Annotated in this window: 16 protein-coding genes; 14 read left to right on the top strand and 2 right to left on the bottom strand. The window is 49.5% G+C overall.

The window, feature by feature from the left end; translation table 11 throughout:
• Nucleotides 1-19: 19 nt before the first annotated feature.
• Both dacB and U2F10_RS18770 read left to right on the top strand, forming a co-directional pair.
• Entirely contained in the window at nt 20-1,540 is a 1,521-nt protein-coding gene (gene dacB / locus U2F10_RS18775; RefSeq protein WP_499060685.1) for a D-alanyl-D-alanine carboxypeptidase/D-alanyl-D-alanine endopeptidase, read from the top strand.
• A 92-nt stretch (nt 1,541-1,632) separates the two neighbouring features.
• Nucleotides 1,633-3,018 (top strand): serine/threonine protein kinase, encoded by a 1,386-nt coding sequence (locus tag U2F10_RS18770; protein WP_499060686.1) that lies wholly within the window; start codon nt 1,633-1,635, stop codon nt 3,016-3,018.
• A 53-nt stretch (nt 3,019-3,071) separates the two neighbouring features.
• On the opposite strand, the gene U2F10_RS18765 is transcribed toward U2F10_RS18770, so the two are convergent.
• Nucleotides 3,072-3,413, bottom strand: a complete 342-nt coding sequence (locus U2F10_RS18765; RefSeq protein ID WP_499060687.1) for a hypothetical protein — start codon at nt 3,411-3,413, stop codon at nt 3,072-3,074.
• 446 nt (nt 3,414-3,859) lie between these two features.
• Nucleotides 3,860-4,957 carry a photosystem II q(b) protein gene (psbA, locus tag U2F10_RS18760; RefSeq protein ID WP_499060688.1) on the bottom strand — a complete coding sequence of 366 codons (1,098 nt, stop codon included), beginning with the start codon at nt 4,955-4,957 and terminating at the stop codon, nt 3,860-3,862.
• Between the two features lie 202 nt (nt 4,958-5,159).
• Here psbA and U2F10_RS18755 point away from each other — a divergent pair, with 202 nt between their 5' ends.
• The 12 genes from U2F10_RS18755 (at nt 5,160) to U2F10_RS18700 (ending at nt 19,665) form a co-directional block, all read left to right on the top strand.
• Nucleotides 5,160-5,822 (top strand): TetR/AcrR family transcriptional regulator, encoded by a 663-nt coding sequence (locus U2F10_RS18755; protein WP_499060689.1) that lies wholly within the window; start codon nt 5,160-5,162, stop codon nt 5,820-5,822.
• A 233-nt stretch (nt 5,823-6,055) separates the two neighbouring features.
• Nucleotides 6,056-7,660 (top strand): DUF6399 domain-containing protein, encoded by a 1,605-nt coding sequence (locus U2F10_RS18750; protein WP_499870936.1) that lies wholly within the window; start codon nt 6,056-6,058, stop codon nt 7,658-7,660.
• Between the two features lie 87 nt (nt 7,661-7,747).
• Nucleotides 7,748-8,242, top strand: coding sequence for a hypothetical protein (locus tag U2F10_RS18745; RefSeq protein WP_006516645.1), 495 nt, complete (start codon nt 7,748-7,750; stop codon nt 8,240-8,242).
• 218 nt (nt 8,243-8,460) lie between these two features.
• The gene (locus tag U2F10_RS18740; RefSeq protein ID WP_499873019.1) at nt 8,461-10,563 is read left to right on the top strand and encodes a M3 family metallopeptidase; all 2,103 of its coding nucleotides are present in this window, start codon (nt 8,461-8,463) and stop codon (nt 10,561-10,563) included.
• A 123-nt stretch (nt 10,564-10,686) separates the two neighbouring features.
• Nucleotides 10,687-12,084: a magnesium transporter gene (mgtE, locus tag U2F10_RS18735; protein ID WP_163666501.1), complete on the top strand. Its 1,398-nt coding sequence runs from the start codon at nt 10,687-10,689 to the stop codon at nt 12,082-12,084.
• Nucleotides 12,085-12,357: 273 nt separating this feature from the next.
• Nucleotides 12,358-13,137 (top strand): DUF502 domain-containing protein, encoded by a 780-nt coding sequence (locus U2F10_RS18730; protein ID WP_163666499.1) that lies wholly within the window; start codon nt 12,358-12,360, stop codon nt 13,135-13,137.
• Nucleotides 13,138-13,208: 71 nt separating this feature from the next.
• The gene (nusB, locus tag U2F10_RS18725) at nt 13,209-13,922 is read left to right on the top strand and encodes a transcription antitermination factor NusB (RefSeq protein ID WP_163666497.1); all 714 of its coding nucleotides are present in this window, start codon (nt 13,209-13,211) and stop codon (nt 13,920-13,922) included.
• 95 nt (nt 13,923-14,017) lie between these two features.
• The gene (ftsY, locus tag U2F10_RS18720; protein WP_163666495.1) at nt 14,018-15,595 is read left to right on the top strand and encodes a signal recognition particle-docking protein FtsY; all 1,578 of its coding nucleotides are present in this window, start codon (nt 14,018-14,020) and stop codon (nt 15,593-15,595) included.
• Nucleotides 15,596-15,671: 76 nt separating this feature from the next.
• Nucleotides 15,672-16,658: a DNA polymerase III subunit delta gene (gene holA / locus U2F10_RS18715; protein ID WP_499873018.1), complete on the top strand. Its 987-nt coding sequence runs from the start codon at nt 15,672-15,674 to the stop codon at nt 16,656-16,658.
• 64 nt (nt 16,659-16,722) lie between these two features.
• Nucleotides 16,723-17,193 (top strand): DUF4168 domain-containing protein, encoded by a 471-nt coding sequence (locus U2F10_RS18710; RefSeq protein WP_499873017.1) that lies wholly within the window; start codon nt 16,723-16,725, stop codon nt 17,191-17,193.
• Between the two features lie 42 nt (nt 17,194-17,235).
• Entirely contained in the window at nt 17,236-18,309 is a 1,074-nt protein-coding gene (gene obgE, locus U2F10_RS18705) for a GTPase ObgE (protein WP_163701509.1), read from the top strand.
• Between the two features lie 6 nt (nt 18,310-18,315).
• Nucleotides 18,316-19,665 carry a serine/threonine protein kinase gene (locus U2F10_RS18700; protein WP_499873016.1) on the top strand — a complete coding sequence of 450 codons (1,350 nt, stop codon included), beginning with the start codon at nt 18,316-18,318 and terminating at the stop codon, nt 19,663-19,665.
• The last annotated feature ends 3 nt before the right edge of the window (nt 19,666-19,668 follow it).

Here is a 19,668-nt window from a genome sequence, read left to right as displayed (position 1 = left end):
TTATTTACTTAGAACTGCCATGACTCTTCAATGCGTCCAGAAACCTGAACAGACTGATATTGGGCCATCCCAGAGGATACAGACATTCTTTTGTGTGTCCATAAAGGGGGTATTCGGCTTGATCTGGGGACTGAGTCTCTGGCTATCAGGGGAAGCAGCTGTTGCCCAACGCTATTGTCGGGCAGACTTGGTGGACAAGATTGATGCGATCGCAACCCGCCCCAACCTCACCCGAGCCCATCTGGGACTACTTATAGAAACCCAAGCAGCTCAGCCTTCAGAACGCCAGATCATTCTGGAACGGAATATCGACAAATGGTTTGTTCCTGCATCCACCTTAAAACTCCTGACCACTGCCGCCGCGCTCCAGCAACTAGGCCCAGACTTTCAAATCGAGACCTCAGCCCACCTCCAGCAACAGGGTGAACAGACCCATTTGTATGTCATAGGAAGAGGCGACCCTACGTTTGGCAACGACCAACTCCAGAGCCTAACGCAGCAAATTACCCAGCAGGGAATCAAAAAAATCGATCAGCTATTAGGATATGACAGCTACTTTGCTGGCCGCACTGTGCATCCCAACTGGGAATGGGAAGATGTATTGGCAGGTTATGGAGCCTCAGCCAACGGTCTGATTTTAAATGAAAATGCTTTAGGGGTGACCCTATACCCAACAGAGGTAGGCCAACCACTACGGGTGGAGTGGGCTACCCCAGAGCAGACTACTCGTTGGGAAATATACAACACTTCCAGCACCGTGGCAGCAGGCGAGCCTTTAACCGCAGACGTTGGTCGTGATTGGAGCCAACCCATTTTGCATGTCTTTGGTAACCTCAGCGTTGATGCTGGGCCAGATCCATTTGCCATTGCCATCACCCAGCCAGGGGAGCACTTTATGGAACAACTAGCGAATAGCCTGCGCCAGACCAGCACTCCAGTAGATTTAACCGCGCTGACATCCAGCTGGCCCGATCGACCAATGCCAGAGATGGCAACAGTCATATCACCGCCACTCTCTCAATGGCTGTCAACGATTAACCAAGATAGCAACAACCTCTATGCAGAGGCCTTACTCAAGTCCTTAGGAACAATCGCAGCAGAATACGACGACGCCACGCAAGCTGGCACAGAGGCTGTCAAAGAGATTTTAGAGGGCTTGGGCGTTGACTCAGACAGCTATCAAATGGTGGATGGATCAGGGTTATCGAGACACAATTTAGTCACCCCTCGCACGTTGGTTGATACACTGCAAGCGATGGCCTTCCACTCCCATAGCGAAGTCTATCGCAGGTCTCTCGCCGTTGCTGGAGAACAAGGAAACTTAATCCACCGGTTTCAGAACACCCCCGTTCAAGGAAATCTACAAGGCAAAACGGGATATGTAAGCAACAATGAATCCTTGGCTGGCTATCTTCAACCTGTAGACCATCCACCCATGGTATTTAGCATTTTCTTAAACAATGCCGATCTCTCAGCCACAGCCATGCGAGCAATCATCGATGAAATTGTGGTTAACATTGCTCAGCTATCGGACTGTTAATCGAACGATCTGGAATTTAGCACTATAAACTTGTATCTAGTTCCAATGGGACTACGCCACATTGCCTACATTATTGACTAGCGCCTCATACCATGGATCCCTTCCTCAATCAGGTGCTGTGCCAACGCTATAAAATTCGCGCTCGCCTCAGCCAAAAACCAGGACGTCGCACCTTCGTTGCCACCGACTTACAGACAGACACTACCGTTATCGTCAAGCTGCTGCTATTTGACGTTGACTTTACATGGGAAACCCTTAGACTCTTTGAACGGGAAAGTGCAGCGTTACAGTCGTTAGATCATCCGGCAATTCCCCAATACTTGGATTTTGTGGATATTGAAACAGACTTGGGCAAAGGTTTTTTACTCGTACAGACCTACATAGAGGCTAAGTCTCTACAAGACTGGATTATGACTGGTCGCACCTTTAGTGAAGAAGACCTGCACTACATTGCCCAAGAAGCACTCAACATTCTTGATTACTTGCATGATCGTAAACCAGTCGTTATTCACCGCGATATTAAGCCGAGCAATCTGTTGCTCACAGAGCGCACTGGCAACAATCCTGGACAGCTTTATCTAGTAGATTTTGGTGGCATTCAAGCACCGCAACAAGGTAGCACAATCACGATTGTGGGCACCTATGGCTATATGCCGTTGGAACAATTTGGTGGGCGAGCGGTTCCAGCTTCAGACCTGTACAGTTTAGGAGCCACACTAATCTACCTCGCTACAGGGCTACACCCCGCCAATTTACCGCAAAAAGATATGCGGTTACAGTTTGCCGATCAGGTCAGATTAAGCCCCGAATTTGTCCATTGGCTAGAATGGCTAACGGAACCTGACATTGCTAAACGGCCTCAAACAGCCGCCATTGCCCGGGAACGTTTCAATCAATCACCCACACAACCGGCCGACGGTCTTCATCCGCTCCGAGTACCACCACCCCAAAATAGCGCCATTCAGCTGAGCCAGACCCAAGAGCATTTTAATATCCAGGTACCCTCTAAAAAATTCAAACTCGAATTTCTCTTGCCAGCTGTCATCAGCAGTCGGCTAACGCAAACCTTTGGTGCTTTTGGCAATATTTTAGCAGGCGTTCTTTTAATTCTCTTAGTTGTTACTGGCTTGATCTGGCCAGCCCTCATCATTCTACTGCTTATTTATTTCCACATGAATAAACGGAGCAAACGCCACGCAATTTACTCCATAACATTTGAGAAGTCGATTCAAGGCACCCTGATCTCGTTAACAGAGATTCATGGAAACAGAGAGAGAGTGTTGTTTAAGCAATCCTTAACTCACATGACGGCAGGTCCTGACAAAATTCCTCAGTATAAAATTAAATTGAGAAGCGAAGGGCCATTTCACACCATTCGCATTAATGGTAGCTATCAAGAAATTCGTTGGCTCTGTGATGAACTAGACAGTTGGGCTCAAATCCCAATTACCTATGAATCCTACAATGAAGAAGTTTAATACTGGTAGTGCATGGTGCGTGGTGCGCGATGAAAAAGCTTGAAAACCCAAAGCTACTGGGTAGGCTCCTCCATTTCTTCTAGTTTGGTCTCCAACACCGATACTCGCTGTTGCAATTCGATAACCAAAACTGCCAGGGTATCAAACTGCTGATCAAAGGATGGTGTTTCAGGGCTGGGCGGACGGTCAATGGGAGCGGGCCTACTGTTGCCAGCGCGAGGGAGTTGAGACTGAAGGCGGTTGACCTGGGATTGGAGCGATCGCAACTGTGACTCCAGCCGGTTAATCCGAGGATCTGAAAGGGAAAGCGATGCCTCCACTGGCTGTAGCCAAAGACTGAGAAATAAAGCCAACAATAAACAGAAACAAGTCAACGGTTTTAGAGCACACTTCATAATTCATCAGTGGTTAACCTGATGTCATTCTAGCTATCGTTTTTTCTTTTGTTAGGAACAAGCACTACCTATCTTACAAATCTCTCCCAAGAAAACAAGCTAACGACTCATCTTTTCCTAAGACAACAATCTCCTTTAGATACGAGAATTCCTTGGGAATCGAAGCTTAAAAAGCAATTGCCATAAATCAATACAACCTGATGTAGCAACACCCCAAAATACGGTTCAATCGTACTAAAGCAACAAAATCAATCAACGTCCAAAACTCAGAAAAAAGCTCCTATCTTATAGCAATCTACTGAATGCCATAAGATAGGAGCACTCTATCATCACTTCAATAACAAGAGTTACTAACCAGGTCTAGTAATCTCGTTTAAGTTAAGATCTTTCAAATCAGGCAGTTCAATTTCTTATGGCGAATGAGAACATTACTCGATGAGTAATGTTCAGCTAGTCAGGGAAGGAACCGCTATCGCCACAGGAGTTGCCTCGCCTGAGGCCAGATCAAGGGGAAAATTATGGGCGTTACGCTCATGCATCACTTCCATACCCAGATTGGCACGATTAATAACATCAGCCCAAGTGCTGATGACACGTCCCTGGGAATCAAGGATGCTCTGATTAAAGTTAAATCCATTGAGATTGAAGGCCATGGTACTGATACCCAGAGCCGTAAACCAAATGCCTATGACGGGCCAAGCCGCCATAAAAAAGTGCAGAGAACGACTATTAGCATCTACACCCAAGAGAATCTCATTCGTGCGTCCGACTAAGCGACCAAAGTAACCATGGGCGGCCACAATATTGTAAGTCTCTTCTTCTTGCCCAAACTTATAGCCATAGTTCTGAGACTCGATTTCAGTGGTTTCTCTCACCAAGGAAGAGGTTACCAGAGAACCGTGCATGGAACTGATCAGTGCTCCGCCAAATACGCCTGCTACCCCCATCATATGAAATGGATGCATCAGGATATTGTGTTCTGCCTGGAACACCAGCATGAAGTTGAAGGTACCGGAAATACCTAGGGGCATGCCATCGGAAAAACTCCCCTGACCAATGGGATAAATCAAAAACACTGCGGTAGCTGCAGCCACCGGAGCAGAGTAGGCGACACAAATCCAAGGGCGCATACCCAGACGATAGGACAGCTCCCACTCACGACCCATATAAGCGAAAATGCCAATAAGAAAATGAAAGATGACTAGTTGGTAAGGCCCCCCATTGTATAACCACTCATCAAGGGAAGCGGCTTCCCAAATGGGATAGAAGTGTAAACCAATCGCATTGGAAGAGGGCACTACAGCCCCAGAAATAATGTTATTGCCCAACAGCAATGAACCTGCTACAGGTTCACGGATACCGTCAATGTCAACGGGAGGGGCTGCAATAAATGCAAGCACAAAACAGGCTGTGGCTGCCAATAGAGTGGGAATCATTAAAACACCAAACCATCCCACGTAAAGACGATTTTCTGTACTGGTTATCCAGTTACAAAACTGCTGCCACGGACCGGATTGGTTTCGTCTCTGCAAAGTTGTTGTCATAAGTCTGACGAAAAGACGACAAGGTTAAGCTAAATTAACTAACCAAATAGTTAAACTAACTTGTTAGTTAATTTAAAGGCGCTAACTAAATCTGTCAATAACTTTTTAACTGGTTAGTTAACTCAGGTATTGAAACCGGTCAATATGCCTCGGAGTGGCGTTGTATCCTGGAGGTAAGAATCCTCTATCTGCGAAGCCTGTAGTGAAGTCGTCAGCCAAGTCAAAACGCTCATCGGCAAAGCGGCAAAGCCGTAACCCGGAAGCCACCAAAGCAAAAATTTTAGATGCGGCCGAAGAGGAATTTGCACGTCATGGGCTAGCAGGGGCACGAACGGAGCCGATCGCTGCCAACATCGGTTGCACCAAGGCGATGATTCACTATTATTTTGGTACGAAGGAAGAGTTGTACCAGGCAGTGTTAGAGCGCTATGCGGCTACTTTTTTGGTGGCTGTTGAGACCTTAAATTTAGAGAATCTATCGCCACCGGATGTTTTGAGGACATTCCTGCGGGCGGCTGTAGCCCATGAAGTTAACAACCCTTATCAGGGCAAGGTACTGCTCCATGAGGCCATGGGTAATGAAGGTAGGTATTTTAAGCTCACGGGTTGGGAAGTGCCCATTAACCTGGGGGTGAGTTTTTTACAAAAAGGGATGGATGAAGGCTATTTTCGCCCCCTGGACCCCTGGTTAACGATGATTCACATCATGGGAACAATGACTTTTTACTTTAATGCGGAGAACAATCTGAGAAACTTAGTGCCAGAAAGTGAATGGCGAGCACCCCAGGCGATAGAAGCCTACGCAGAGTCTGCGATCGCATTTATTCTAGCTGGCGTGCTCAAACACTCTCAGGCCAACGGGTAGCCCCATAATACCCATGGTTTAGTGAGGTGGGTGTTTGTTGGCAATCCCCCCATAGGTGGACAGCTGCTCTGTGCAAAACAACAACCCCCAAAATGGGGTAACTCTTTAAGGCGGGAAATAAATACAGCTTTCAGGTGTGTATAAATAAACACCTCAGTCAAAGACCAGAAAAAGAGCTCTGCAGCAATGCTCAGAGCCATGTATCGTACCCATGCAAAGTAAAGTTGGGAACGATGTCTCTTACTATACGAGAGCGCAGTCAAAAAGTCGCCGATTGTATCAAAACGAATGCAAAGCAAGGGATAGAGTCGATAGCAACCACCCTTGGCATCAGCAAAAGTAGTGTGCATCGTCATCATCAGGCCATTGCACGTCGCAACCAGCATCCGGAATCAGGTTTGTGGGAAACTGCGGCTGGGACTGCCTGGCTATTACGTCTGGTGGTGGGGGTGATCTATCACTTTGGCATTAAGCACGGGGTAGGAGCCGAGAGCCTATCGGAGTTCTTCAAAGCCGTTCACCTCGATACCCATGTGGGGAGTTCTGCGAGTGCGCTACGTCAACTCAAACACCGTCTCTATGAGGCCATAATGGCCTACGAAACGGCGCAAGCCGAGCAGTGCCAACCGGTCAACAAACCTGGCATCTGTCTCGGAGGGGATGAAACCTTTTTTGGCCTGCCGATTCTGGTGCTGGTGGAGTTAGCCAGTGGGTTCATTTTTACAGAAGTGGAATGTGAGAACCGCCGTTATGACACTTGGCTCAAACAGACTGAGACCTGGTGGCATCAGACCCAATGGCAGTGTCACTTTATGGTCAGTGATGGAGCTCGTGCCTTGGTCAAACTAGCGCTCTGCGGTCTGGGAACAGCCAGTGTGGCGGATCTATTCCATGCGATGCGGGCGCTCGGACGTCCTATCGGCAGTGCTCTGGGACGTCAACTCGCTCAGCTTGAAAAACAAGTAGACACCCTTCACCACCAATTAGGCCAAACAACAGACAAGGCCAAGCAACAGGTCTTGTCTTCGCAGCTAGAGTCCCTCTCTCACCAACACCAACAGCTTGAACAAGATCAACACATTTACCATCAGGCCTTGGCAGACATTAGCCAAGCGGTCCATCCCTTCACGCTCGACACGGCCCAATGGCAATTCTTCGACGGCTTAACCACACAACTGACCGTTCCCTTGAGCACCTTGAGCAAGTTGACTTGTCTCTATGGGGGCGATACGGCTCAAAAAGCGATTGCCACCTTTCAAGCTCAGATCCCCCATTTTGCCACGGGGATTCATGCCTGGTGGCAGTGGGTGATCCAGGCCTTAGCCACTGAAACTCAGGAGGTTGACCTCCAAAATTGGGTACTGACAGCCTTGTTGCCCTGGGTCTACTGGTTACAACAAGCTGATAAAACTCGACAGCCTCACCTCAAATCTCGCTATCAACAGGCCGCTAGCGATGCCTATGATCAGCTCATGGCCCAGACGATGACCCTACAGATGGATGCCCCTCAACACCAACACTGGGTGCAGTGGTGTCAGTGGATGTGTGCAAAGTATCAACGCACCTCCTCTGCTGTCGAAGGGCGCAATGGCTATTTGTCGCAGCGCCATCATGTCAACCGAGGCTTTTCTCATCAGTCGTTGAAGGTGCTTACCATTATTCACAATTTCGACCTGAAACGACCCGATGGCACCACCGCCGCACAACGACTCTTTAGACAGCCTTTTCCGGACCTATTTGAATGGATTCTCAGTACGATTGATGAGCTGCCAATGCCTAGACGGTCATATAAAGCACATCAGATACAACCGTTACACGCAGAACTTTTCCCGGCTTAAGTTGTTACCCCCAAAATGTAGTCAACGAGGAATAATAGAACATATCGGGGTTTGCCCTGACTTGGAGCCATTACTTGTTCTATCCCCATGAGATACCTTGTCGCTGCTTTTTGCGATCGCACCAATGCCGAAGAAGCCTATGCCAGGCTAGAGTCCAGCAACTTTTCCATGGACGATGTCTCTATTCTGGGTGAGGGGTGTCCGACCACTGACGAGTTTGGCCTGCAAAATCCTAAAGAAGCCGCCTGGACTCAGGTACGACGCATGGCCACCTGGCTAGTCCCCTTTGGGTTTGGCGGAGGCTTTGTCTTTGATGCTATTACAGGTCTGAATACCTTTGAGTGGACAGGCACCTTAGGCAATCAGCTTTTAGGAGGTCTGCTAGGCGCTGGGTCTGGACTAATGGGCAGCTTCTTTATTTGTGGTGGTCCTGCGTTGCTGTTTAACAATAACGAAACACCTTATCGCGATCGCATTGATGCTGGAGAATATTTAGTCGTCGTTAGTGGCGGTGAAAGCATCATCACCCAAGCTGCCCGTATTTTGCAGGCTCTGGATCCAGAAACCATCGAAGCCCGTTAAACAGAGGGCTTCATGGCATTGCCTTGCAGGAAAAACTCCATCAGGGTTGTCCCAAATGCCCATAACACCGATTAGAATCCTTTAGAACAAGCCCTTGTAATTTCTACCCCCACACTCACCAAAAATCGAACTAACATTATATAGATAAGTCGGAATAATTCCGGGAAGTTAGTTTTTCTGAGAATTCTGTCACACTTAATTTTTTTCCAAAGCAACCTATGACTTCTAAGGCAACTACCAGTGCTCCCGCTGTAGCAACCAACCCTTTTCTGACTGGCCATGGTCTCCCTCCATTTGATCAGTTTCAGCCCGATCAAGTAGAACCCGCGATCCAGCAGTTGATTGGCGAACTCACCACAGCCTTGGAGTCATTGGAAAAAACCATGAGCCCCACCTGGGAAGGATTAGCCAAACCGCTAACTAAAATCAGTGAGCGGCTGGGTTGGACTTGGGGTGTTTTAGGACACTTAATGGGCGTTAAAAACAGCCCCAAACTCCGAGCCGCCTATGAAGCTGTGCAGCCTGCTTTAGTACAGTTTGCCACCCGCTTAAGCCAGAGCAAAGCCTTCTACACCGGTTTCAAACAACTGGCCCAAGACACCAACCTCAGCCCTGCACAAAAACGCATTGTGGAAGCAGCCATCCGCGATGCTGAACTTTCAGGTGTGGGTCTAGAAGGTGACGCTAAGGAAACCTTCAACCAAATTCAACAACAGCTGGCGGAGCTATCAACCCAGTTTTCGAACCATGTGCTGGATGCCACCAAAGCCTTTAGCTTAACCTTAACAACCCAGGAAGACATTGCTGGCTTGCCCTCTAGTTTGTTAAGTCTAGCGGCTCAGGCAGCCCGCGATGCTGGAGAGGAATCGGCTACTGCAGAAGCAGGCCCCTGGCGAATTACCCTGGATATTCCCAGCTATGGTCCCTTTATGAAGCACAGCCAGCGTCGTGACCTGAGGGAAAAAGTTTACCGCGCCTACATCAGCCGTGCGTCCTCTGGTGATCTCAATAACTCACCCCTGATTGATAAAACCCTGGTCCTCAGAAAACAACAGGCTAATCTCCTTGGCTTTGATTCCTACGCCAATCTCAGCATTGCCAGAAAAATGGCCTCCTCAGTCAATGCAGTGGAGGAGCTGATGGAAGAACTGCGCAGTGCCAGCTATGACGCTGCTGTTAAAGAGTTACAAGATCTCAAAGTCTTTGCGCTAGCGCACAACGCATCGACAACTAACGACTTGAAACAGTGGGATATCCCCTTCTGGGCAGAACGCATGCGGGAACAAGAGTTTGATCTTAACGACGAAGCGCTCAGACCCTATTTCCCATTACCTCAGGTACTCAACGGTTTGTTTGAGTTAGCCCATCGCCTCTTTGGGGTGACAATTCAGGCCGTCGATGGGGAGGCTCCCGTTTGGCATCAAGATGTGCGCTACTTTGCCATTGCCGATGGCAACGGTGCACCCATTGCCTATTTCTATCTTGACCCCTACAGTCGACCCGCTGAAAAACGCGGCGGTGCCTGGATGGATGAATGCATTGTGCGTGCCCATACAGAGCCTAAACTACCCGTGCGTCTACCGGTGGCCTATCTTGTCTGCAACCAGTCACCCCCCATTGATGGCAAACCCAGCCTGATGACCTTCCGAGAAGTAGAAACCCTGTTTCATGAGTTTGGACACGGGCTACAGCATATGCTGACCCAGGTCGACTATCCAGGGGCTGCGGGCATTAACAATGTGGAGTGGGACGCGGTCGAACTGCCCAGTCAGTTTATGGAAAACTGGTGCTACGACCGTAATACCCTATTCAAAATGGCACGGCACTTTGAGACTGGCGAGCCTTTGCCTGAAGCCGATTACCAGAAGCTACTAGCTGCCCGCAACTTTATGACCGGCAATGCCATTCTGCGCCAGGTGAATTTTGGTTGGCTCGACATTGAACTGCATTCTCGTTATCAGCCTGATGGGGCAGAGACCATCTGGGATGTGCGGGATCGACTGGCCAAAAAAACTACGGTGCTGCCACCCTTAGCTGAGGATGCGTTTTTATGCAGCTTTGGCCATATCTTTGCCGGTGGTTATGCGGCAGGCTATTACAGTTACTTCTGGGCCGAGGTACTCAGCGCCGATGCCTTTGCAGCGTTTGAGGAGGTGGGCATTGATAACGAAAGTGCTGTGCAGGAAACTGGTAAGCGTTTCCGCGATACGGTGCTGGCCTTGGGCGGCAGCCGTCATCCCATGGAGGTATTCCAGGCATTTCGCGGACGTGAGCCTAGCACGGACGCGCTGTTGAGACACCGGGGATTAAAGGCAGCATAACCATCAGGAGGGTGGGAAATGTCCATCCTCCTAAATTATGTGCCTGAGAAATTTGCAGGATTTTCTTCGTTCTAGACCCATTCCACCACTAGACTATAGGCAACTGGATTGGGCATACCTTCCTTGACGGACACTGAACAGGCTACAAGCACTGCATCATTTTCGCGCAGGGAACTGCGCGAACTGGTGCGATCGCAACTTCAGGCTCTCCTAGAACAGAACAATTACCAAGGGGCAAAAGCATTACTGGTCCCTGTACAGCCTGCGGATATCGCTGAAGCTATCGAAGGATTGCCTGATACGATGCAGGCCCTTGCCTTCCGCCTCCTGTCTAAGGCTGAAGCCATTGAAGTCTATGAAAATCTAGACTCCAGCATTCAGCAAACCCTGGTTGAGGACTTTAAGCGCCAGGACGTCATCGACATTGTGGACAAGATGTCGCCTGACGACCGGGCGCGCCTCTTTGATGAACTCCCCGCCAAGGTGGTACGACAATTGCTGCAACAGCTGAGTGCACAGGAACGCGAAGCCACAGCCCTGTTATTGGGTTATGAGGCAGGCACAGCTGGGCGGGCCATGACCCCCGAATACATCGCCCTAAAAGAAAACTGGACGGTGGAACGGGCACTCAATCACATTCGCAAACTGGCCAGTGCTAGTGAAACGGTGTACTACCTGTATGTCACCGACAGAGCCCGTCGTCTCACAGGTATCTTGTCACTGCGAATTTTAGTGACCGGTCAACCCGATCAAACCATTGGAGAGCTGATGACCCGCGAAGTGGTTTCAGTGCAAACAGGTGTGGACCAAGAAGAAGTCGCCAGGTTGATTCAACGCTACGACTTTTTGGCAGTGCCCGTTGTCGATACTGAGGAACGGCTGGTGGGCATCATCACCGTTGATGACGTGATCGATATCCTCGAAGAAGAAGCCACCAAGGACATTTATGCCTTGGGCGGTGTTCAGTCTGGCGGTGATAACTACTTTCAGACCAACCTGCTAACGGTCGCTCGTAAGCGCGTTGTATGGCTCTCAGTACTGCTGGTGGCCAATACCTTTACCGCTGCCGTGATCAGAAGCCAGGAAAATTTGATTCAACAGGTGGCAATCTTAGCCTCGTTTATCCCGCTACTGATCGGTACCGGGGGTAACGTAGGCGCTCAGTCATCCACCGTGGTGATCCGTGGTTTGAACACCGATGAGCTTAAGCTACGAGAGGCGTTCCAGGTGATTCGTAGAGAAGCGATCGCAGGTGCTTTCCTGGGTCTCATGCTGGCCCTAGTCGTCACCGGAGTGCTATACATCCTGCCTGTTATCAATGTAGGCGTAGCCCTCACCGTAGGCCTGAGCCTGATCGCAATTTCCGTCCTGGCATCCAGCGCCGGAGCAGCTCTACCCATTCTGTTCCAAAGCTTAGGCTTTGACCCTGCGCTGATGTCAGCCCCATTTATTACCACCGTCGTAGATGTATTTGGAGTCTTTATCTACTTAACGCTGGCAAGACAAGTGCTCCAGCTGTAGTGGTTGGTGAACAATAGGGCATAGGATGCCAACATCTGTAGCAAAAAGCTAAAACGCTTGAATCTTGGCGCTCAGTGAACTACTGCCTATTCCCTCAATTGGCTACCACGTATAACCGATCCCCGGACCGATCACAGCATTTGCCACAATAATTTAGGATATATATGGTGATAAGTGACACTGCGAAACATTCCAGTTTTCTGAAACAGGCCCTACCTAATCAGCTTATTTGACTGAAATAGACCGCTACGACTACAACCGAGACGTCAGCCCGTGCTAAAAAATTTCCAGCAAGGTTTGAAGAATGACCTGATTGCAGGTCTTCTGGTGATTATTCCCCTAGCCACAACGATTTGGCTAACCATTACCGTAGCCAGCTGGGTAATTCGTGCGCTGACCAAATTTCCCAAGCAGTTAAACCCTTTTGTTGATTTACACCCAGCTCTAGTAGCCCTCTTTAATTTAGGCGTTGGATTTGCGGTACCTTTACTAGCCATCTTGCTCATTGGTCTGATGGCTCGCAATATTGCTGGTCGTTGGCTATTAGATCTTGGCGAGCGCATCCTCCAATCTATTCCCTTGGCTGGCTCAGTTTATAAAACTCTGAAACAGCTACTTGAGACTGTCTTAAAAGACACCAAAAGTCAGTTTAGCCGTGTGGTGTTGGTGGAATATCCCCGTCGAGGCATCTGGGCCATTGCCTTTGTCACCAGCTCCGTCACATCCATGAATCCTGATTCCAAGATGCTGAGTGTGTTTGTGCCCACTACGCCTAATCCCACCAGTGGCTGGTATGCAGTTGTTCCCGAGGCTGATGTGGTTAACCTCAGTATCTCTATTGAAGAAGCGTTCAAAGTTTTGCTATCAGGCGGTATTGTTGGGCCAAATCTAGCTGAGGCCTTGGTAGCAAAAGATTCAGACAGACCCCAACTACCTGCTGGAGACGGAGAGGCCTTACCATTCGACTCGTCCACATCCCAACAGGCTGAGTCCGAAACAGCTGAATCCCCTGAAACCAGAGTTGAACTCGTTAATATTGATCAACAAGGATAGCCTCGTATATCCGCGCCGCCCACACACTGGCTGATAAGATATCTGAGCTAGACCACCCATTCCCAAACGCCATGCAATCCCGTCGTATTGCCCGTGAGCTTGCCCTCCTTGGCATGAGTCAGCTTACGGACGATCCAAAACGTAGTAAGCAAACTTCTGGCCCATCTGTTGACACATTGTTGACCGAAGCCATTCGCACCCTCACAGCCGAGGTGAAAGAAACCCTAGAAGCAGCATCGGCAGAACTGGTGCGGGGTAACCGCCAATTGCTCGATAGCGAAACTCGCTCTGGCGATCTTCGCAGTGCCCAAGAAACGGTCAAGGGTGCCATTGAACAGGTGCAAACTGCTATTAACCGGCTTGGGGCTGCCACAGAACTACCAGAATTTGTGCAACTGGCAGGTCGTAAAGATATTCAGGATTACTCCCAAAGGATTATCACCCAACTCACCCAGCATCGTGATGACATTGACCAGCAGCTAGACAGTGCCATGGTGGGGTGGAACTTAAAACGTTTGGCTCGGGTGGATCGCGATATTCTCAGGATTGCTCTCACCGAGATTTTGTATCTGGCAGTGGATAAACGAATTGCGATCGATGAAGCCATCGAAATCGCCAAACGATACAGTGATGAGGAAGGCTACCGGTTTATCAATGGTGTTATGCGTCGAGTGACAGATCAGCTAGCAAGCCAAAAACTGGATGCCAGATCAACACCTCTGAAATTATCGAAAGTGGCATCAGAGAGCAGCCCTGACCCTACGCCTTCTGATGATGAACCTTAAGTTTGCAACCAAATTTCAAATTTATAACAGGCCTGATTGTTACATCAGTGGGTGATGCCCACTCTACACGTTGAACATTGCCCATTCATTGACCTATGTCTTCATTTAATTGGTTTCGCCGTGGCTATGACGAGTCCTCTGAAACAGAGGATGCCAAAACAGATGAAACAACAAATGATTCAACATCTGCGGAGGCTGCCGCAGACGACAGTGATGCACCTGCCAGTGCTGAAGACTATTTAGCTTGGGCCAAGGCCGCTTACCAAAATATTCAGCAGCAACAGGCAACCGTTGAGGAACCTGAAGCAGAACCGGAACCCGAGCCTGAGCCCGTGGAACCGGAACCAGAATCTGAACCGGAGCCAGCAGTTGAGGCTCCAGTAGGGAGTAAAGCCGCTGCACCAGCGGCAGAAACTCCGGTCTCTACAGACGTGTCCACAGAGATTTCTACGCCGGAAGAAACTCCTGCAATCACTGAGCAAGAGGAAGCAGAGGAAGCATTAACAGAAGTTACCCCCTCCGTTGCTGCTCCCTTCTGGGCCAAAGCAGCCGAGGCGGAACGAGAAGCACGCTTGGCCAAACTAAAGGAAACTGCCATCGTTGAGCCTGAGCCAGAACCGGAATCTGAGCCAGAACCAGAACCGCCAATGGTGATGCCCGATGTCGATTTAGACGAGGCATTTCTTTGGTCAGCCGAGGTTTTAGCATCCCAAGGGCGACGTCCGGATGACATATCCCTTGAAGAAATCACCTGGCTTAACCAGTTACGTCAAGGGCTAGGCAAAACTCGACGGGGCCTGGTCAATCAGCTGAAAGCAGTTGTGGGGCAGGGACCGCTTAATGAAGATGCCATCTACGAAATTGAGGCCTTGTTGCTGCAAGCTGATGTCGGCGTAGAAGCCACCGATCAGATTATCGAAGCTCTCCAATCCAAAATGCGTGAGGCGACCTTACCGCCTGAAGCCGCCATTCGCTATCTTAAAAAGCTGCTGCGACAGATGCTGGATAGTCCGCTTGAGGGAAATCACAACTTACTGTTTGTGCCCGAAGGTGAACAGCTCAACATTTGGTTGATAGTGGGTGTCAATGGAGCCGGTAAAACCACGACCATCGGTAAGCTCACCCACATTGCGAAAAAATCTGGCTATAACTGCCTGATTGCAGCAGCGGATACCTTCCGCGCAGCTGCCGTGGAGCAGGTCAAAGTTTGGGGAGCCCGCAGCGGGGTCGACGTCATTGCTAATCCAGGGCAAAACACTGACCCAGCTGCCGTCGTGTTTGACGCCATTGCCGCTGCCCAATCACGCAATACAGAGCTACTCCTGGTGGACACAGCAGGCCGTCTACAAAATAAAAAGAATTTGATGGATGAGCTCAACAAAATCCGACGCATTGTCGATAAGAAAGCATCGGACGCCAATGTAGAAGCACTGCTAGTGCTAGATGCCACCCTGGGGCAGAACGGTGTCAGACAGGCTAAGGTCTTTTCAGAAGCGGCCAATCTTAGCGGCGTAGTGCTGACAAAATTGGATGGTACTGCCAAGGGTGGAGTGGCCCTGGCGGTGGTGCAGCAACTAGGCCTACCGATTCGGTTTATTGGTGCCGGCGAAGGGATTGAGGATTTAAGACCGTTCTCTAGCTATGAGTTTGTCGAAGCATTATTAAGCGGGTAGTTGGGTTGAGATACCATTGGGTGTTGGGTTTCGCAAAGCTCTACCCAACCTACGGGAATTTTTCATTTCACCATAAATGCCGGTTTATTTCTTTTGGGGTGCCGATGAGTTTCGGATGAAAAAGGCGGTACGCGCATTGTGCGATCGCAACCTCAACCCTGACTGGGCTAGCTTTAACTACGAAAAAATCCCACCGGAGCAGTCCGACGCCATCATCCAAGGGTTAAATCAGGCCATGACACCCCCCTTTGGCATGGGTAAACGGGTTGTGTGGCTAGTTGATACCCCCGTTTGTCAGCGATGTTCTGCCGACCTTGTGGCTGAACTAGAGCGGACACTGCCCAAAATTCCTGATAGCGCCATCCTGCTGCTGACCAGTAACAATAAACCTGATGGACGCTTAAAGTCCACCAAACTCATCAAAAAATACGCTGATATCCGCGAGTTTGACACCATCCCGCCGTGGAAGACGGACCAGATTGAACATCAGGTATATCAGGTTGCTAAAGATGTGGGACTGCAACTCACTCCCCAGGCAGCTGCCCTACTGGGAGAAGCAATTGGTGCCGACACTCGCCGTCTTTATAACGAACTGGAAAAACTCAAAACCTATTGGCCCCAACCGAAACAGGCACTGCCACCCGAAGCGGTTCATGCCCTCGTGGCCACTAGCACCCAAAGCAGTCTGCAGTTAGCGGCAGCCCTGCGCCAGGGCCAAACAGACCGAGCCCTGACCCTAATTACCGAACTACTAACGCGCAATGAACCCGCTTTGCGCATCGTCGCCACCCTGGTAGGGCAGTTTCGCACCTGGCTATGGGTCAAACTTATGACCGAATCCGGTGAACGGGATACCCGAGCCATTGCCCAAGCGGCAGATGTCGGCAATCCTAAACGTATTTATTTTTTACAAAAAGAGATATATGGCATCTCATCCTCACAATTGCAAAATGCCCTGAAACTGCTACTATCCCTTGAATATTCCCTTAAACAGGGAGCGCCAGAAACTGTAACATTACATACCAAAGTCATCGAACTAGCACATTGCTTCAAGCCGGTCTAAAGGCTTACCATGCAGTACTCCCGTTTTATTCACTAAAATTGGTCAAATCTTGCTAGGTATTGCCATGATGATTACTCGTTGCTCTAGTAATGACAGCCCCTGTCACTTCCGCTGGGCAGTTGGCATTAGTGCCAGCCTACTTGCCATTGCCTGGTTCCCGCTATCTACACTCTGGCAAAATGTCTACGCCCAGAGTTTTACAGAGGAAGAAATCGGCAACTACGCTGCTGCCATACTAGCTATCGAAGAAATTCGCTGGGACGCTCGCGCTGACATCAGCAACATCATGCAACTTGCTAATGAGGATATTACCCGGCACGATTTACGCTGTATGAGCACCAATGATTTATCAGAGCTTAAACGTGAGGTAAGGCCTCAAGTCCGGCGTTTACTGATCAAATACTGTAACAATGCCAAAGATTTAGTAGAGGAACAAGGTCTCACTACTGATCTGTTTAACGCAATAACTGCTGCTCATCGTCAGGATGAGGCGCTAACTGAGCAGATACAATTGGAAATAGCAAAGCTACAGTAGGGCAGTTAGCTACTTCTTTTTACCGTCTACCCGTTCCCCCTTATGCAATTTATTGATCAAGCCGAAGTTGACGTCCAAGGGGGCGATGGTGGCGATGGTCTAGTGGCCTTTCGCCGAGAGAAATATGTGCCAGCAGGTGGGCCATCTGGCGGTAGAGGGGGCAATGGCGGCTCAGTCATTCTCCAAGCGGTCTCCGATTTACAAACACTGCTGGACTTTCGCTACGCCCACCGCTTTCAAGCAGAACATGGCGAACGGGGTGGCCCTAAAAATATGACGGGGGCAACGGGGAAGGATCTGGTTGTAGAAGTGCCCTGCGGCACCATGATCTACGATGCCGAAACAGGCGAACTACTGGGGGATTTGGTCACCGAGGGTCAAACCTTATGTGTGGCCGAGGGGGGTAAAGGCGGCCTCGGCAATGCGGCTTTTTTGAGCAATCGTAACCGAGCACCGGAGACCTGCTTACCCGGACTCCCCGGAGAAGAGGGACGGATTCGTCTAGAACTAAAGCTGCTGGCGGAGGTCGGGATCATTGGTCTGCCTAATGCTGGTAAGTCAACGCTGATTTCCGCGTTATCGGCAGCCAAGCCAAAGGTGGCGGACTATCCATTTACCACCCTAGTACCTAACCTTGGCGTGGTGCGCAAACCCACAGGCGATGGTACTGTATTTGCTGATATTCCAGGACTCATTGCAGGAGCCCATGCTGGAGCTGGCTTGGGGCACGATTTTCTGCGCCATATCGAACGAACTCGTGTGCTTCTACATGTCATCGACATTACGACGTTGGATCCCATTGAGCATTACCACACGATTCAGCAAGAACTCATCGCCTACGGTCACGGGCTAGCAGATCGTCCGCAGCTACTGGCACTCAATAAGGTGGATGCAGTTCCTGAGGATGAGCTTGAGGTTGTCACTGAAGAGCTGATGGCTAGCAGTGGATGCGATCGCATCTTTGGGATCTCCGCTGTCAGCCGCCAGGGTCTAGACGAATTGCTGCAAGTGATCTGGGACTTACTTGAAGAGACCGCGCCCAAAGAAGTAGAGGTAGAACCAGAACCATTCCCAAACCTGGTGCCCCAAGAAATGGCCCCTACCCAGTGGACATAATCCCAAATGCACAACGCCCAGCCAAACAACTCCGTTATCAAGAATCGGTACAGAATTCTTGATGTCCTGGGTCAAGGGGGCAGTAGCATCACGTATGAGGCAGAAGATCGAGTTACAGGGCACCATGTGGCCCTGAAGGAGCTATCACTCAAGGGATTAAGCGATTGGAAAAAGCTAGAGCTATTTGAGCGGGAGGCTCAGGTTCTAGAGGGTCTCAACCATCCGGGCATTCCCAAATATGTTGACTATTTTCAGGTTGATACAGATTGCGATCACTACTTCTACATTGTTCAAGAATTAGCTAAAGGGCAGTCCATTTCAGACTTAGTCATTGCTGGTGCACGCTTCTCAGAAGCAGACACTCGACACATTGCCATTGAAATTTTGCAAATCCTGGAGTACCTCCATAGCCTAAGTCCACCCATCATCCATCGGGACATTAAGCCCCAGAACATTATTCGTGGTCATGATGATCGGATTTTTCTGGTGGATTTTGGAGCGGTGCAGAGTGTGTATCGCAATACCATTGCTTTTGGTAGCACGGTGGTTGGCACCTTTGGCTATATGGCTCCTGAACAATTTCGTGGCCATGCTTATCCCACCACGGATCTCTATGGCCTTGGGGCAACGTTGATCAATCTGCTCACCCATCAAAATCCAGCGGATTTGCCACAAACACGTCTGAAGATGGACTTCCGTGGAGTAGTCAACGTTTCTGAGGCATTTGCCAACTGGTTAGAGGGGTTGATTGAGCCTTTAGCCGAAGAGCGATTTGAGTCTGCTAGAACTGCTAGGTTGGCGTTGACCAGACCTAGACTGACTGCAACAAAAGGACTCCAATATCCTGCCGGTAGCGATATTCAACTGACTTACGGTCGTCACCACCTATTCCTAAATATCCCACCCACAGGGTTAAGAAGAGCGGCCTTCAGAGGACATTTCAACGTGGCTTTGGCCTGGAATAGTATTGCCTGGTTTGTAGGTTTGGCCATTTTACCGGTTTTCTCATTGGGGGCAGCTGTTATTTTTTTTGTACCTTTCTGGGCGATTGGCCTAGGCCTCGCTTGGAGAGCTTTTTGGACGGCCCTTGAACACGTTACGTTAGACATTAGTCAAGAGCGTTTTACCCTCAAACGAAAAATGTTGATTTGTAAAAGCGTTCATCAAGGTCATGTTGCTACTTTGGAAAGGGTGACTTTAGAAACAATTCTGCTAAGTAACGATCAGCCTGTGAAGACTTTGGCACTGCGGGAAGGTGTCTACAGTCATCAGTTTGGTATATCGCTTTCGATAGCAGAAAAAGAATGGTTACAGGAAACGTTAGACAACTTTATCCAAAGGCAAAAATCAAAATAGCTC

The organism is Leptothoe sp. EHU-05/26/07-4 (assembly GCF_043421015.1).
Classification (GTDB): Bacteria; Cyanobacteriota; Cyanobacteriia; order Phormidesmidales; family Phormidesmidaceae; genus Leptothoe; species Leptothoe turfae.
The sequence above is the reverse complement of the archived record's forward strand: the minus strand, read 5'-3'. Positions and strand labels throughout refer to the sequence as shown.